We start from the raw sequence: 15,859 nt of genomic DNA, 5'->3' as shown, positions 1-15,859 counted from the left end.
CCTTTTTTGTTCTACTCGTCTTCTGGCCCCTGACGGCTTTGCAGTTCAGTCCGGCGGCCCTTGGTGCAGCCAGCGCTTGAGCACCGCATCGCGGGCCGTGATCTGCTGCACCAGACAGCCGTGGTAGCGGCTGGGCCAGTCGGGCTGCGCTTCAAAGGCCTTCGTGGCCTGCTTGCAATGGGTGACGCGATGGCGGCTCCATTCGCCTTGCTCCTTGCGCAGGGCGGGGCGCTCATGGGCCGATAGCGCACGCATCACATCGCCGTAGAGAATCTGGTGGTCGGTGTCGGCCTGCTGGAAATCCTTGATGGCGCAGGCATTGGTCTGGGCCGTGGTGCCGCCGGGCACGCAGTCGGCACCGGCCTGTGCCAGTGCATGCTGGCTCAAGCTGGCTGTCATCAAAAGAGCTGCAAGCGATTGGCTGGCAACGGCTGCAGGCCATGTGCGCCTGCTTTGGGGATTGCGGATCGTCATGCCCGCATCATCGCAGCCCATGGTGGGCTGCAGGCGCTGTCGGTGTGCAATTGCCCGGTTCATGGCTGTTCGCCGCCTTGCTCGTTCCAGGCCAGCGGATGCCACTGGTTCTTGAAGACCACGACCCGGCTCAGGGCCATGCCGATGCGGCAGGCAGCCATGTCCTCGGCTTCATGGACATAGCCATTGGGCTGGCAGCGCCGGTCGCGCTCCTGTGTCCACTCTTGCTGCTCGGTCTGCAGAGCCCGGGCGCTGGCCTGCGGCAGCCGGCGCTGCAACGACAGATAGAGCACCTGCATGCTGCGTTCTATGACCTGGGCCTGCTGCTGCAGGCAGGCAAGCGACAGCGGCTGGCCGGACGGGCAATGCGGCGGGTCCTGATCGCCCTCCTGGGCTGCAGTTGCAGGCAGATGGATGAGCAGCAGGCCGCTGACGGCCAGGGCGCAGAGTCGGGCCAGCGGCCGGGCAGCAATGCCGGCTGTGCCGGTGGCAGGGCGCTGAGATGGGCAACGGGACAATTCTTGAGCGTACATGCCAGCCATCATGAGCAAAGCCAGGCAGTGCGGCCCGCGCCTTGCAAGAGGCAGGGCGGCACTGTCGGGTTTCATGGCCGGCTTACTTCAGGCTGATGGTGGTGTTCACGCCGTGGCTGGTGGTGCTGTCGTCGAACCAGCGCGCCGTGATGGTCTTGGTCTGGGTGTAGAACATCACCACCTGCTTGCCGTAGGGGCCCAGGTCGCCCAGCTTGGAGGCCCGGCTGCCCGTGAACGAGAACAGCGGCACCGGCACGGGAATGGGCACATTGATACCGACCTGGCCCACATCGATGTCTTCCTGGAACTTGCGCGCGGCCGCACCCGACTGGGTGAAGATGGCCGTGCCGTTGCCATTGGGGTTGGCATTGATGAACTCGATGGCCTGATCGATGTCCTCGGCCGCGACCAGGCACAGCACGGGGCCGAAGATTTCCTGCTCGTAGATGCTCATGCCGGGCTTGACGCCGCTGAAGATGGTGGGGCCGACGAAATTGCCCTTGGCATAGCCGGCCACCTCGGGTTTGCGACCGTCCAGCTCCAGCGTGGCACCGTCGGCCAGGCCGCGCTCGATCAGGCCTTCGACCCGCGACAGGGCCGCGCAGCTCACCAGCGGGCCGACATCGGTGCCGGGCTCGGTGCCGCCATTGACCTTGAGGGTCTTGGACTTTGCCACCAGATCGGGAATCCAGTTGCGGGCTTCTCCCACCAGCACCGCCACGGAGACCGCCATGCAGCGCTGACCGGCCGCACCGAAGGCCGCGCCCAGCAGTGCATTGAGCGACTGCTCCTTGTTGGCGTCGGGCATGACGATGGCGTGGTTCTTGGCGCCCATCATGCATTGCACACGCTTGCCGTTGAGGCTGGCGCGGTTGTAGACATGGGTGCCGACCTTGGTGGAGCCCACGAAGCTGATGGCCTTGATATCGGGGTGGTCGCAGATGGCGTTGACCACGTCCTCGCCACCGTGGATCACATTGAGCACGCCGGGAGGCACGCCGGCTTCCAGTGCCAGTTCGGCCAGGCGCATGGTGACGATGGGGTCCTGCTCGGAGGGCTTGAGGATGAAGGTATTGCCCGTGGCGATGGCCATGGGGAACATCCACAGCGGAATCATGGCCGGGAAGTTGAAGGGGGTGATGCCTGCGCACACGCCCAGCGGCTGGTTCAGCGTATAGGTATCGACGCCGTTGGCCACATTGTTGGCCAGCTCGCCCAGTTGCAGCGTACCGATATTGGCCGCATGTTCCACGACTTCCAGGCCGCGGAAGACATCGCCTTCGGCGTCGGGCAGGGTCTTGCCCTGTTCGGCCGTCAGCAGGGCGGCCAGCTCCTTCATGTTCTCGCGGATCAGCTGCTGCAGCTTCAGAAAGATGCGCGCACGTGCACCGATGGGGGTCTTCTTCCAGGTCTTGAACGCCTGCTTGGCATTGGCCACGGCAGCGTTGACCTCGTCGGGCGTGGCGAAAGGCACGCGCGCCAGCACTTCCTGGGTCGCAGGGTTGACCACATCGCGCCACTGAGTGGTTTTGGATTCGACCATCTGCCCGTTGATGAGCAGCTTGACCGTGGGCGCCAGAACCTTGGCGGAAGTCGGTGCGTTCATGAGGTGTCTCCGTTGGTGAATTTGTTCCTCATGGTATGTGTGCGGATTTGCTCTAGCAATAGCAAACACTGCACATAGGGTGTGCAAATGTGCACGAGTGGATGCTATGTCTGCCAGCGGTTTGGAGCTCGTGCCGCAGGCATGGCTGCAGTACCTGCGGCGGCACAAGGCGAAACGGCCCGGCTGCGACCCAGGCATTGCTGCAATGCCTGTGGGCGGGCTGGGCCGCAGAAGCCGAGCCGCGGAGGCCGGGCCGTATCACGCTGGGCCCTTTCGCAGGGCTCAGACGCTCTTAGAGTTCGCTGAACATCTCGTCAAAGGTTTCGCGCGCGAAGTCGTTGCGCCATGCCTTGTCCTTGTCCTTGGGCACCATGCCCAGAGACAGCGTGCCTTCGTAGGTGTGGTTGGCAGGAGCCGAGTAGGCGGCCTGCAGCTTCTTGAGCTCGCCCTGCACCTGATCCACGCTGAGCTTGTTGCGCGCCATGCGCTGAATGCCTTCAGCCCAGGTTTCGGGAGTCTTGACCAGTTGGCAGCTGAACTTGACTTCGGTATTGAGCACGCCATGCTTGTCGAGCTTGGGCTTGCTGGCGGAGACGGTCTTGCACTGCGATTGCTGGCGCGTCTTTTGCACCGTGCTCATCAGGCTTTCCACGGGCGCGCGCAGGGCATTGCGTTGTGCTTCGGGGAACAGGGGCAGGGCCACGTCGGCGATTTCGCGCGGGAAGTCCTTGTCAGCCTCTTTCAACTCGGCTGCATTGGCGTAGTCCGCGCTGCGGCCCGAGCGCAGGCGGTCGGGCCGCAGATAGTCATTGAGCTGGCTGATGGCCTGCTCGTCGTGATTGACCAAGGTGCGGATGTATAGCTCGGCCGCAGCAATGGGCGAGGGCGGCTCGGCCGCCTGTGAGGCTGCAGCCAGGGGCAGCAGCAAAAAGGCGATGGCTGTCTTGATGGAATTGTTCATCTTTTTATAACGATTTGAAGGGGCTGAATCGCGTGGAGTCACGTGAAAACAGGATTGGCGCCCGGCGCTGCAGCCTGGGCGGTAAGCGGCCTTGAGAGAAGGCCTGCCGCGGATCGGCAGCAGCCTCTTGGCATGGGGGCGCTCCAGAGTCTGGATACAAGTCCGTGGGAGCGCCTCGCAACAAGTGTAACCCTGGCTTGCTAGCATTTTTGCAGGCCTGCAGGAACCGCGCTGCAACGGGATCGAGAACTGCAGCCCCTGCGCAGCACCTGTTGCCCAGTGTCGGTGCGGCAGGCAAAAAGCCCCGTGCAGCCAGTGCTGACGGGGCTTTTTGAGGGCTGGGGATGTGTCCGGGCCGCGCTTTCGGGATGGCCGCAGCCAGCTCTCAGTCGAGGCTGATCTGGGCCTTCTCGATCAGCAGCTTGTATTGCTCGGACTTCTTCCTGGCAAATTGCTGCATTTCGGGCACGGTAAAGCTCATGGGCTGGAAGGCAAAGGTGGAGAACTTCTCGCGGACCTGTGGGTCCTGCAGCACGGCCACCACATCGTTGCGGATCTTGTCGCGCACGGCGGCGTCCACGCCCCTGGGGCTGAGCAGGGAGACAAAGGAGTTCACATCCAGCTCGGCAGGGCCGCCGGCTTCGGCGACCGTGGGCACGTCCGGCATTTGCGCAATGCGCTTGGGTGCGGCCACGGCCAGATAGCGGATCTTGCCGCTTTTGTAGATGCCCTGGCTGGAGGGCAGGCTGGCAAAGCTCCAGGTCGGGTCGCCATTGGCGACCGAGGTGAACAACTGGCTGACCTCGCGGTAAGGCACATGGGTCATCTTGCTGCCGGTCAGATAGTCCAGCCATTCGCCGCCCAGATGGCCGGGGCTGCCCACGCCCCAGGAGCCATAGCTGATCTTGCCGGGTTCGGCCTTGGCGGACTTGATCAGGTCGCCCATGTTCTTCCACGGTGAATTCGTGGGGACGGCCACAAAGAAGGGCGTCAGGAACAGTGGGGCCACGGGGTCGAAGTGGCTCAGCGTGTTGAAGTTCTTGTTCTTGTAGAGATAGGGCAGGGCGGAGATATGCTCGCTGTCCAGCTGCAGCAGGGTATAGCCGTCGGGCTTGGCGCGGCGCGCGTACTCGATGGCGACAAAGCCGCCGCCGCCGGGGCGGTTGTCCACGGTCACGCCCTGTTTCCAGCGCTGGGCCAGTTTTTCGCCCACGATGCGCAGCACGGCATCGGGGCCGCTGCCCACGGCAAAGGCCGTGACCACGGTCACCGGGCGGTTGGGATAGCCGGGCGCATCGCCCTGGGCCAGCGCCTGGCCGGCTGCGGCCAGCAGAGCGGCTGCGGCAACTATGGTCTTGATAGCTGTTTGGGTATGTGTGGATTTGCTTTTGGGCTGATTTTGCTCGTATTTCACAGTTTGTCTCCGGTGGATATTTTTTAGGGACTGCAGAGCGTTGGTGGGCAGCCGCGTCTGGGCGCGGCTGCAGGGGGAAGGTCTATTGCGGGGCGTCGGGCTGGGCCAGCGGCGCTGCCTGGGCAAAGGCGGGCAGGGCGCTGCAGGCTGCATCGACGGCGCTGATCAGTGGCCAGCGGGCGAGATCCACGCCAAAGCGGCGTGCGCTCTCGACCTGCGGAATCAGATAGACATCGGCCAGGCCGGGGGCCTTGCCGAAGCAGAAGCGCCCGCGTGTGCCGTCCTGTGCCAGCAAGGCTTCGATGGCGTCAAAGCCGGCCGTGATCCAGGTGGCGCACCAGGCGTTGATGGCGGCCTCGTCGGCACCGAACTGCTGGCGCAGGGTCTGCAGGATGCGGCGGTTGTTGATCGGGTGCACATCACAGCCCACGATGGCCGCCAGGGCGCGCACATGGGCGCGTGCCTCGGGGTCGGTCGGCAGCAGCGCGGGCGTGGGGTAGCGCTCTTCCAGCCATTCGATGATGGCCGGCGACTGGATCAGCGTCTCTCCGCTGTCCAGCGTCAGCGCGGGCACCAGGCCTTGCGGGTTGATTTGCTTGAACGGCGCTTCGGCCTGCTCGTCCACGCGCAGATCGACAGGGAGGTAGTCGGGCGTGAGGCCCTTGAGCCTGAGGGCGATGCGCAGACGGTGCGAGGTGCCGCTGCGAAAAAAACTGTAGAGCTTCATGGTCTGTGCGCCTTACTCGGGCTGGCCCACGCTCAGTGCAATCTCGCCCACGCCTTCCACGCGGCCCGTGATCTGGTCGCCGGGCACTACCGCCCCCACGCCCTCGGGCGTACCCGTGTAGATCAGGTCTCCGGCTTGCAGGTGATAGAACAGGGACAGGTCGGCAATGATTTCGCGGATGTTCCAGATCAGCTTGTTCACATCGGACTGCTGTTTGATCTGACCGTTGACGCTCAGCTCGATCAGGCCGGACTCGATCACCTTGCCGGCCATGGGTACGATTTCGCTGGAGACGGAGGACTGCTCCACATCCTTGCCCAGATCCCAGGGGCGGCCCTTGTCGCGTGCCACCAACTGGAGATCGCGGCGTGTCATGTCGAGGCCGCAGGCATAGCCGTAGATGTGCTCATGGGCCTGGCTGGCAGGAATGCGAAAGCCCGCTTTGCCGATGGCCACGACCAGCTCCATCTCGAAGTGGTAGTTGGCGGTTTCGGGGGGATAGGCCACGCAGGCACCCGATTCGGTCAGTGTCTGCGGGGCCTTGGTGAAGTAGAAGGGGCGCTCGACGCTTTTGTCCACGGGGCGGCCCATCTCCACCGCATGGGCGTGGTAGTTGCGGCCCACAAAGAACAGGCGGTTGACGGGCAGGCGCTGCTCGCTGCCGCGCACGGGCAGAGATTGCACGGGGGGCGGCGCCCAGAGATAGTTGGCTTGGGTCATGTGTGATTCCTGATGGGGGTATTGGTGACTAGGTGCTTGAAAAAGACACGTTCTATGTGTGAGGCAGCCAGCAAGGGCCTAGGAGGCTCCGCCGCCTCGCAGTAAAGGTTGTCGTCCCTCAAGGGGGGGGACGGGCACGGGGAAGACGCAAAGCGCCTCAGAGGGTTTCTGCCCTGTACGCGTGGACGGCCTCGAAAATCGGCGTATCCGCAAAGCGGAACAGGTCCAGCTGCGGCTGGTCGGCATCGCATTGCGCGCTGAACAGCTGCCAGGAGGGCACGACGAACATGTCGCCGCGCCGCACCTGCCATTGGCGCTCGCCCACAGTCACCGTGCCCTGGCCGTCGAAGACCTGGAAGACGGCAGAGCCCACTTCGCGCTTCGGTCGGGTGCTGGCGCCGCAAGCCACGCGGTGCATTTCGCAGCGTATGGTGGGCAGCACGTCGCGGCCATTGGCGGGATTGGTGTAGCGCACGGCGGCATGGCCGGGGCTGACTGTGGCGGCATGGCCTTCGGCTTCGAGCGCCAGCTGCTCGGTCAGCGCGCGGTCGGTATCCACCCATCGGTAGGCCAGCAAAGGCGTGGTCGGGCGGTCCTGCAGATGTGCCACTGGGCTCAACCCGGGATGGCCCCAAAGGCGCTCGGAGCGCGAGAACTCGGGCGTGATGCGCTCCTGCGGGTCCAGATGCAGGCGGCCATGCTCGAAGAACTGGGATTCGGTGGTGTAAGCAAACGGAATATCCAGCCCGTCTATCCAGGCCATGGGCTGGCTGGCCGCATTGTGGTGGGCGTGCCAGTTCCAGCCGCCCTGGGGCAGGAAGTCGCCGCGCGACATGCGGATCGAGTCGCCGTTGACCACAGTCCACACGCCTTCGCCTTCGACCACAAATCGGAAGGCATGCTGGGTGTGACGGTGCTCGGGGGCATCTTCCCCGGGCATCAGGTATTGGATGGCAGCCCACAGCGTGGGCGTGGCAAAGGGACGGCCGCCCAGCGCCGGATTGGCCAGGGCAATCGCGCGGCGCTCGCCGCCCCGGCCCACGGGCACGATGCGACCGGCCTCATCAGCGAGCTTGAGCAGATTCTCCCAGCGCCACAGATGCGCGGCAGCCTGGCTTTTGGGGTGGGCGGGCATCAGGCCGCCGATCTCCGTCCACAGCGGCACCAGCATTTCCTGCTCGAAGCCTCGGTACAACTGCTCCAGCGCAGCGGTGGGTTCGGGTTGGCCGGGTGTGTTGCGGGCCGTGAGCTTGACCGGTGAGGGCTGGGCTTGCACAAGGCTCATGGTTTGTCTCTTTCTTTGGTATCTGCCGGGCAGTGCGTTGCTGCCTTGAGTCAGGCTCTGGTGGCCTTGAGTTGGGCCAGGAAAGGCTGCGAATCAAATAAACAGCACACTGATGATTAGCATAATGTTGATCTGTGTCAGCGTTGATTGGGTGAAACCCGGTAGCAGGCTTAACGCGAATCAGGGCGGCACTCGTGCGAATATCGGGGTCTTTCAGTCATGGCCCTTCAACTGCCGCGCGGCAGGGCGGGCCCGGCGTCGGCCCTCAAGACATGCAATACCAACCCGCAGAACTAGAAAACTATCCCGGCTATCACATCCGCAGGCTGCAGCAGATCGCGGTGGCCGTGTTCATGGAAGAAACCGAGGAGTTCGGCGTGACGCCCGTGCAGTACGCAGCCCTGTCGGCCGTGCTGCGTCAGCCGGGCATTGACCAGCGCACGCTGGCACGCAATATCGGCTTCGACACCTCCACCATAGGCAGCGTGATCGACCGTCTGGAAGCGCGTGGCCTGATGGCGCGCAACGCCAGCCCTGCGGATCGACGCGTGCGTTTGCTGAGCCTGACCGAAGAGGGGCGAGATCTGCTGGTCGCTGCCGAGCCTTCGGTGCTGCGTGCCCAGCGCCGCATGCTGGAGCCTCTTGCCGACGACAAACGGGCACAGTTCATGGAAATGCTGTCGCTGCTGATTCACGAGAACGACGAGTTCGCGCGCGCGCCCAGCGCAGTTGCCCAGCGCAGTGCCGAGCGCAAGCGCAGTGCGGCGGTCAAGGCGGTCAAGGGCCTCGCGGGCAACGCGCAGGACAGCGTGAACGACTGAATCACTGATCGCAAGGAAAGACATTGGACTGGGACCATCTGCGTTTTTTTGGCGAACTGGCCCGCAGCGGCAGCATGGCCGCTGCTGCGCGGCGCATGGGAGTCGAGCACACCACGGTCTCGCGGCGCATTCAGGCGCTGGAAAAGCAGCTCGGTGCCGTGCTGTTCGCGCGTGAAGGCGGGCAGTGGCGGCTGACCGAGGCCGGGCGCCAGTTGCAGGGCGTGACCAATACCATGCAAAGCGCAGTCGACGGCCTGGAGCGAGGACCGCTGGCACATGCCGCCGCCGCTGAGGGCCCGGCCGGGCTGGTGCGGGTGGGGGCCACCGAAGGCTTCGGCACGCAGATGCTGGCCTCCGAACTCGCCAGGCTCACAATGCGCTACCCGCTGCTTAGCGTGGATCTGCTGGCGCTGCCGCGCATGCTGCATCTGTCCAGCCGCGAGGCCGATATCGTCATCTCACTGGAGCGGCCCAAGCGAGGTTCGGTGGTGGTGACCAAGCTGACCGACTACCGGCTGTATCTGTACGGCCAGCGTGAATATCTGGCGCGCAAGCCACTGGTGGCCAGAACCGAGGATTTGCGCCACCACAGCTTTGTGCACTACGTGGACGATCTGCTGTTCACGCGCGAGCTGCAATTGCTGGACACCTTGCACCGGCCCGAACGTTTTGCGCTGCGCAGCACCAGCATCACCGCGCAATATGAGGCCGTGCGCGCCGGCGCCGGTCTTGCCGTGCTGCCCGCATTTGTGGCCGACAAGGACCCGATACTGAGCCGTGTATTGCCCGAGCAAGCATGTTTTACGCGCACTTTCTGGATGAGCATGCCCGTGGAGTCGCGCCAGATTCCACGCATAGCCACGACCTGGAGCTTTCTGCGCGACGCCGTGCAAGGCATGCAGAAGCTGCTGCTGCCGGACTCATGAATATTTGATAGCGCCTTTCGCTTGATGGTATCGGGGTTGAGCGGTATTTGATGTTGAATATCGATGCGAGACAGATGCAGTCCGGCATTGCTGCATTGACGTTTTGCAGTCCAGGGTCGCGGCTAGTCATGATGCATGGTTTGCATGCCTATACTGGGCCTGGCGGATTGCACCGATCCCGTCTGTATCTGCTGCATCAGGAGCGCTGAGCGATTCCCGGCAGTGCGGACGCGCACCGATCTCGGTGTGCTGTTTTTTTGAAAGCCCAACATGATTGTCACCACCACTCCCTCCATCGAAGGCAAGCGCATCACCCGTTATTGCGGCGTGGTGGCGGGCGAGGCCATTCTGGGCGCCAATGTGTTCAAGGACTTCTTTGCCGGCATCCGCGATATCGTGGGCGGGCGTTCGGGAACCTACGAGCGCGAGTTGCAGAAGGCGCGCGAGATTGCCCTCAGGGAACTGGAGCAGCGTGCTGCCGAGGCCGGAGCCAATGCGGTGGTCGGCGTGGATCTTGATTTTGAGGTGCTGGGCCAGGGCAACGGCATGCTCATGGTCTCGGCCAGCGGCACGGCTGTCGTGGTGGAATAGGCGGCCTGGGCCTGAGCCTGCTGGATGGCGGCAAACCTATTCCATGTGCAATTGCACATTTTTGGACCACTTCGAAATTTGTAGCGAAAAGTCGTTGTAGAATTCGATCCATCGTAGGGGAGTCGCCAAGCTGGTTAAGGCACTGGATTTTGATTCCAGCATGCGAAGGTTCGAATCCTTCTTCCCCTGCCAAAATTCAAAACCCTGCTCATCACCATGAGCAGGGTTTTTTTGTTTGCGGGCCAAGCGATGTGTGCCGTGCGTTGGTAGCGAGCCCCGAGTTTGTGGCCTCTGCCTTGGGCATGCAGGTGCGTCTTCCGGTGGGCGACTGCACTGCCGGGTACAAGGTTGCAACGATTGAGGGCAGCCGTGTTGTCTGGCGGAGTCGGGAATGAGAGCAAACGACGCGTAGGCTCAATGAATGGACTAGGGTAAGTACTTACCATTTGCAGATAGTTGTGCTAAACCAGCCAAACTTACCGAGCGATTTCGCCGTATCGTCGGTGGTTTGAATGGGTGCGGGAAAACAGCCGGTAGACTCTTCGCTCTTTTGTGTCGCTGTTATTCAATGAGCGCTCCCGGGTCTTTGTGAACGAGCTGGAATGCTCGCTGCAGAAGCCTGACTTTGGCAGTAATCCCGGCTGAAAGTATCGCAGCGCGCTCTTGCCCTGGCCACAAGCACAGGCAAGTGCAGATAGGTTGAATTTCTTGCCTGGATGAAACAAATGTATACAGATTTGCCATCTGAAAAGACAAGCTCGCTACCAAACTGGGTTAGCTGACACAATCACTGGCAGTTGGGTGCAGTTGATGCTCGCGCCAAGCGTTTGGCCGATAGCAAACAGGAACACAAGCCACTTGGCAAATGAATGACTGCAGTTGCTGGCAGAGAGTTCTTGGGGATGAGTGTCTGGCGCAGCGTTTGCGTAAGAGCACGGCAAGATTTGGATAGACAAGGTATGGAATATCGACTGGATGAAACGGACCGCCAGCTGCTGCGCCTGCTGCAGACCAATGCGCGCGCCTCGACCGCGCACTTGGCCCGGCAGATGAATCTGGCACGCACCACGGTGGTCGCCCGCATCGCCAAGCTGGAGCAGGAAGGCGTGATCGCCGGGTATGGCGTTCGCCTTGGCTCTCGCATGGAGCAGTCCGCCGTGCGTGCCTACTGCGGCATCCGTGTCCAGCCCAAGACGGCCACTTCGGTGATGCAGGCACTCAACCGCTTCACCGAGGTGGAAGAGGTGTCGGCTGTTAGCGGGCAGTACGACTACATGGTGTTTGTGCGCTGCGAGAGCAATGAAAAACTGGATGCGCTGCTTGATCGCATCGGCCTGATCGACGGTATCCAGCAGACCTATACCTCGGTGGTGCTGAGCCGCAAGATCGACCGCCGCACTACGGCCGAGGTGGTCGGTGAGACTTCGGCGCCCTGAATTCATCAGGCGCCTCATGCAAAAACGCCCGGTCTATGCCGGGCGTTTTTGCATGAGGCGGGAAGATGGGGCAGGGGGGCTCATGCCCCTTCGTCCCGTTTTTCCGACTTCCAGCCGCTCTCAGTCCACAAAGACCTTGGGTGCACCTGCTTCCATGCGCCCAATCACGGCGGCATCGGCAAACCCGCTATCGGCAAAGACCTTGAGCACCTGCTGGACGGCATCGGCGGTGCAGGAAACCAGCAGGCCGCCGGAGGTCTGAGGGTCGGTCAGCAGCGCCTTCTGGGCATCGCTCAGGGACGAAGCCAGCTGGACATGTTCTCCATAAGACGCCCAGTTGCGCCCCGATGCGCCCGTGAAAATGCCCTGCGCTGCAAGCGCCTGGACACCCGGGAGCACAGGCAGCCGGGCGCTGTCAATGCGTGCGCTGAGCTGGGCGCCACGGGCCAGTTCCAGTCCGTGGCCCAGCAGGCCGAAGCCCGTCACATCGGTCAGCGCGTGCACGCCGTCAAGCTTGGCAAGTTCGGTGCCGGGGCGGTTGAGCTTGGTGGTTGCATCCACCATGGCGCGGTAGCCTGCATCGTCGAGCAAATTCTTCTTGAGCGCCGCCGAGAGAATGCCCACGCCCAGGGGCTTGCCCAGAATCAGCACATCGCCATCCCTGGCATCGGCATTGCGCTTCATCTGCCTGGGATTGACGATGCCGATGCCGACCAGACCGTAGATGGGCTCGACCGAATCAATCGAGTGGCCGCCCGCCAGCGGAATGCCGGCGTCGCGGCAGACCGATTCGCCGCCTTCCAGAATCTTGGCAATCACATCGTGCGGCAGCACATTGATGGGCATGCCCACAATGGCCAGCGCCATCAGCGGCGTGCCGCCCATGGCGTAGATATCGGACAGCGCGTTGGTGGCGGCAATTCGGCCAAAGTCATAGGGGTCGTCGACGATGGGCATGAAAAAGTCAGTCGTCGCCACGATGGCCTGCTCCTCATTGATCTTGTAGACGGCGGCATCGTCTGCGGTTTCCGTGCCCACCAGCAGGTCGGGGAAAAACTGCTTGGGCAGATTGCTTTTGGCCAGCAGCTCCGACAGCACGCCGGGCGCAATCTTGCAGCCACAGCCGCCGCCGTGAGACAGAGAGGTCAGGCGCGGGGTCGCGGGGGAGGCGGTTTCTTGAGTGGTGTTCATATCAATCCAGACGGCAAGCAGCTCCGATGTTGCTGCGGTGACGGTAGCGATGTTTGTGCTCGGTCAGAAGTTCATCCTGAACGCACAGTAGGCTCTCATTATTGACTGCCTGGGGTGTGGATCTGCCGTCTTGTGGTCGATTCCATCGGAGATCTGCTCGGGCGAGGCATGAAGAAGGTGCGGTGGTGTGCCTGGAGACGTGAAATATATTTTTCAACTATTCATTGTTTTAAATATGAGGTAAATAAATAATTGAGATTATGTTTCTTCGATTTTTACTATTGAATGTTTACTTCGAAAAATATATATGAGAAATGATTCTGATATTGATATGCTAATTCTCTTCTTGGATTGAAAAATCCTAATTGATTTTTCTTTGAATTAAAAATATCTAATAGATAAAATATATTAATTTATAGATTTCGATAGTTTATTAATAATGTAATTGAATGTGAAGTGGGAGGCAGTGGCTGCCTGTAATAAGGTTTTGCTTATGTTTTCATTTACAATCAGTCGATTGGATTTCAGTGCGTCTTGAGTCCAAAAGAACGAGGATTTATCTTGGACTCAGCCCCGTCTTCTGGTGCGATCTCTGCGCCACGTAGTTCACTTTCCGTCACCTTTGCGGTATGGAACGCACTTTTCCTGCGCGAAGCCGTCGCGCGCCTCAGCGCCACGCGCGGCGCCTGGGTGCTCATTGTGCTGGAGCCGGTGTTGCATGCATGCTTCATGTTGCTGCTGTACACGGTGCTGCGCACACGCACCATGGCGGGTGCTGATGTAGCGGTGTGGCTGGTCTTGGGCTTGACTGGCTACTTCACGGTACAGAACGTCTTCCAGCGATCAATGGGAGCAGTCGATGCCAACAAGGCACTATTTGCCTATCGTCAGGTGCGCCCCATCGACACGGTTATTGTGCGTGCGGCCCTTGAAACGCTTATGGGCTTCATCATATTGCTGGCCTTGCTTTTGGTTTTGGCTTTTTTTGGCCGATCAATTATTCCAGAATCACCTATTGAGTCAATATTCTCGTTTATAGGTCTGATTCTTTGTGCGCTCGGTGTTGGTCTCATTCTTTCTGTTCTCAGTGATTTGGTGCCTGAGGCGGCAAATTTGGTGAATTTTCTTTTTCGCCCCTTGTATCTACTTTCAGGGGCTATTTTTCCATTGTCAGCTATTCCAATCAAGTATAGGGAATGGGCTTTTTTAAATCCATTTGCGCACGGATTGGAACTGCTAAGAAGCAGCTTTTTCCCGACTTACCATGCCTCGCCTGAAGCTAATTTCAAGTATCTTTATGCTTTTGCAGCCTGCTCCATCTTTTTGGGGCTTGCTTTGCAGGTCCGTTTTTCTCAACGGTTGAGAGCTCAATGATTATCGTCAATAACGTACACAAGCGTTATCAGACCCCTCATGGTGCTGGCCGCTGGATTCTCAAGGGTGTGAATTTCACGATCCCTTCTAATGTCAGCGTTGGCTTAATCGGACGTAATGGGGCAGGTAAATCTACATTGCTGAATTTAATCGGAGGCGTAGACACGCCTACTCGTGGAACGGTGGAACGGCGTTGCCGTGTATCTTGGCCCATGGGTTATGGAGGCGGCTTGCAGGGCTCCCTGACTGGTCGGCAGAATGCAAAATTTGTCTGCCGCTTGCATGGGTTTGATTCATTACAAGCCATGGCGGAAAAAATTGCCTATATACAAGATTTTGCCGAGCTAGGTTCATCCTTTGATGAACCTGTTCGTACTTATTCTTCGGGCATGAAATCTCGTCTGCAGTTCGGATTGTCATTGGCATTTGACTTTGATGTCTATATATCGGATGAAGCGACATCTGCTGGTGATGCATCTTTCCGACAAAAAGCGGCTGATGCATTCAAACGGATTGCTGACCGTTCTGGACTTATTATGGTTGCGCATGGCGATGGAACGCTGCGTCAATTTTGTCAAGCAGGTATCTGGCTCAATGATGGTCAGGCCTATTGGTTTGATGATATCGAAGATGCTTTAAGAAACTATAAAGATAGTATTTCCAAATGACAGAGTTTTCAATAAAAGAACGCCTTAAAGGCCATTGCAAAGCCATCTGGCGCATGAAAGCCCTGGCTATTGCGTTATGTGTATCTGTATTGGCGATTATCTACTGGGGGCTTATCGCTTCTGATCGATATGTTTCCGAAGCCCGTGTGCTGATTCAGCGTACAGATATGGCGGCTTCTCAGGCCATGGATTTCAGTTCTTTGCTGGCTGGTGGAGATGGAATCTCGCGTGCTGATCAGATGCTGTTGCGAGATCGATTGCTGTCCATCGATATGTTGCTGCAGCTGGATAAGGATCTGAACCTGCGCGAGCACTACAGCAGCCACGATCATGACATTCTTTCGCGGATGTTCTTCCATGATGCCTCTCTGGAGTTTTTTCATAGGCATTTTTTGTCACGTGTAAGCGTGGACTATGACGAATATGCCGGTGTGCTGGTCATTCAGGCTCAGGCTTATGACGCTGAAATGGCCAAAAAGATCACCAGCGCACTGGTACATGAAGGCGAGCGTTACATGAATACACTGGGCCACCAGTTGGCCCAGGAGCAGGTGAATTTTCTGGAAAAGCAGGTCAAGGCGCGTGGTGAACATGCGCTGAATGCGCGTCAGCGTGTGCTGGCCTTTCAGAATGCCAAGGGCCTGATTTCGCCGCAGTCCGCTGCCGAAAATCTGGCCGGTGTGGTCAACAAGCTGGATGAGCAGTTGACCGAACTTAGCGCGCGCAAGACTGCGCTGCTGGGCTATCTGGCACCCACGGCTCCTGCGGTCGTGGAGGTTGATCTACAGATCCAGGCCGTGGAAAAGCAGATCAAGACAGAAAAGGCCCGATTGACCAGTGCCAAAGGGCAGTCGCTGAACAAGACGGTAGAAGAGTACCAGCGCCTGGAGCTGGAGGCCCAGTTTCAACAGGATGCCTATAAGAGCGCTCTGGTGGCACTGGAAAAAGGCCGGGTGGAGGCAACGCGCACTTTGAAGAAGGTGCTGGTGCTGCAAAGCCCGTCGATGCCTGAATATCCAATGCGGCCCCGTCGTCTCTATAACATTGCCACCTTTATCCTCGGAGCCCTGCTGCTGGCCGGGCTGGTGCAGTTGCTGGCATCCATCGTGCGCGATCACCGCGACTGATTGTT

The 15,859-nt window shown here is 60.1% G+C and carries 16 protein-coding genes and 1 tRNA gene; 8 read left to right on the top strand and 9 right to left on the bottom strand.

Annotation, left to right across the window (positions count from 1 at the left end):
* Positions 1–45: 45 nt before the first annotated feature.
* From FSY59_RS20475 to FSY59_RS20440, 8 genes are all read right to left on the bottom strand, one after another.
* Positions 46–495, bottom strand: a complete 450-nt coding sequence (locus tag FSY59_RS20475) for a lysozyme inhibitor LprI family protein (protein ID WP_370458241.1) — start codon at positions 493–495, stop codon at positions 46–48.
* A gap of 38 nt (positions 496–533) precedes the next feature.
* Positions 534–1,007, bottom strand: coding sequence for a lysozyme inhibitor LprI family protein (locus FSY59_RS20470; protein ID WP_255439617.1), 474 nt, complete (start codon positions 1,005–1,007; stop codon positions 534–536).
* 82 nt (positions 1,008–1,089) lie between these two features.
* Positions 1,090–2,613, bottom strand: coding sequence for a CoA-acylating methylmalonate-semialdehyde dehydrogenase (locus FSY59_RS20465; RefSeq protein ID WP_019042050.1), 1,524 nt, complete (start codon positions 2,611–2,613; stop codon positions 1,090–1,092).
* Between the two features lie 292 nt (positions 2,614–2,905).
* Complete coding sequence (locus FSY59_RS20460; protein WP_148729545.1) at positions 2,906–3,574, bottom strand: hypothetical protein; 669 nt, start codon at positions 3,572–3,574, stop codon at positions 2,906–2,908.
* Between the two features lie 385 nt (positions 3,575–3,959).
* Entirely contained in the window at positions 3,960–4,934 is a 975-nt protein-coding gene (locus FSY59_RS20455; protein ID WP_370458240.1) for a Bug family tripartite tricarboxylate transporter substrate binding protein, read from the bottom strand.
* Between the two features lie 136 nt (positions 4,935–5,070).
* The gene (gene maiA / locus FSY59_RS20450) at positions 5,071–5,715 is read right to left on the bottom strand and encodes a maleylacetoacetate isomerase (RefSeq protein WP_043373447.1); all 645 of its coding nucleotides are present in this window, start codon (positions 5,713–5,715) and stop codon (positions 5,071–5,073) included.
* 12 nt (positions 5,716–5,727) lie between these two features.
* Positions 5,728–6,435, bottom strand: a complete 708-nt coding sequence (locus FSY59_RS20445; protein ID WP_043373445.1) for a fumarylacetoacetate hydrolase family protein — start codon at positions 6,433–6,435, stop codon at positions 5,728–5,730.
* Between the two features lie 157 nt (positions 6,436–6,592).
* Positions 6,593–7,720: a cupin domain-containing protein gene (locus FSY59_RS20440; protein ID WP_043373443.1), complete on the bottom strand. Its 1,128-nt coding sequence runs from the start codon at positions 7,718–7,720 to the stop codon at positions 6,593–6,595.
* Positions 7,721–7,992: 272 nt separating this feature from the next.
* Between FSY59_RS20440 and FSY59_RS20435 the strand changes: the two genes are divergently transcribed.
* The 5 genes from FSY59_RS20435 to FSY59_RS20415 all read left to right on the top strand — a co-directional run bounded on the left by FSY59_RS20435 (position 7,993) and on the right by FSY59_RS20415 (position 11,494).
* On the top strand, positions 7,993–8,541 hold the full coding sequence (locus FSY59_RS20435) for a MarR family winged helix-turn-helix transcriptional regulator (RefSeq protein ID WP_043373441.1): 549 nt from the start codon (positions 7,993–7,995) through the stop codon (positions 8,539–8,541).
* A 23-nt stretch (positions 8,542–8,564) separates the two neighbouring features.
* Positions 8,565–9,467, top strand: coding sequence for a LysR family transcriptional regulator (locus FSY59_RS20430; RefSeq protein ID WP_043373439.1), 903 nt, complete (start codon positions 8,565–8,567; stop codon positions 9,465–9,467).
* 270 nt (positions 9,468–9,737) lie between these two features.
* Positions 9,738–10,058, top strand: coding sequence for a heavy metal-binding domain-containing protein (locus FSY59_RS20425; RefSeq protein WP_043373436.1), 321 nt, complete (start codon positions 9,738–9,740; stop codon positions 10,056–10,058).
* Between the two features lie 115 nt (positions 10,059–10,173).
* A tRNA-Gln gene (locus tag FSY59_RS20420) sits at positions 10,174–10,250 on the top strand.
* Between the two features lie 767 nt (positions 10,251–11,017).
* The gene (locus FSY59_RS20415) at positions 11,018–11,494 is read left to right on the top strand and encodes an Lrp/AsnC family transcriptional regulator (RefSeq protein WP_043003769.1); all 477 of its coding nucleotides are present in this window, start codon (positions 11,018–11,020) and stop codon (positions 11,492–11,494) included.
* A gap of 120 nt (positions 11,495–11,614) precedes the next feature.
* On the opposite strand, the gene selD is transcribed toward FSY59_RS20415, so the two are convergent.
* Positions 11,615–12,685: a selenide, water dikinase SelD gene (selD, locus tag FSY59_RS20410; RefSeq protein WP_148729544.1), complete on the bottom strand. Its 1,071-nt coding sequence runs from the start codon at positions 12,683–12,685 to the stop codon at positions 11,615–11,617.
* Between the two features lie 561 nt (positions 12,686–13,246).
* Between selD and FSY59_RS20405 the strand changes: the two genes are divergently transcribed.
* Genes FSY59_RS20405 through FSY59_RS20395 form a run of 3 tightly spaced genes read left to right on the top strand, consistent with a single transcriptional unit; the run spans position 13,247 to position 15,854 of the window.
* A complete protein-coding gene (locus FSY59_RS20405) occupies positions 13,247–14,059 on the top strand; it encodes an ABC transporter permease (RefSeq protein WP_255439616.1) in 813 nt (270 codons plus the stop codon).
* Positions 14,056–14,727, top strand: coding sequence for an ABC transporter ATP-binding protein (locus FSY59_RS20400; RefSeq protein ID WP_148729543.1), 672 nt, complete (start codon positions 14,056–14,058; stop codon positions 14,725–14,727). The genes FSY59_RS20405 and FSY59_RS20400 overlap by 4 nt, the downstream gene beginning before the upstream one ends.
* On the top strand, positions 14,724–15,854 hold the full coding sequence (locus FSY59_RS20395) for a chain-length determining protein (RefSeq protein ID WP_187427947.1): 1,131 nt from the start codon (positions 14,724–14,726) through the stop codon (positions 15,852–15,854). Before FSY59_RS20400 ends, FSY59_RS20395 begins: the two co-directional genes overlap by 4 nt.
* Positions 15,855–15,859: the final 5 nt, after the last annotated feature.

Source organism: Comamonas sp. Z3 (genome assembly GCF_008121565.1).
GTDB classification, from domain to species: Bacteria; Pseudomonadota; Gammaproteobacteria; order Burkholderiales; family Burkholderiaceae_C; genus Comamonas; species Comamonas brasiliensis.
Note: the sequence above shows the minus strand (reverse complement) of the source record. Positions and strands in the feature narration are given on the sequence as shown.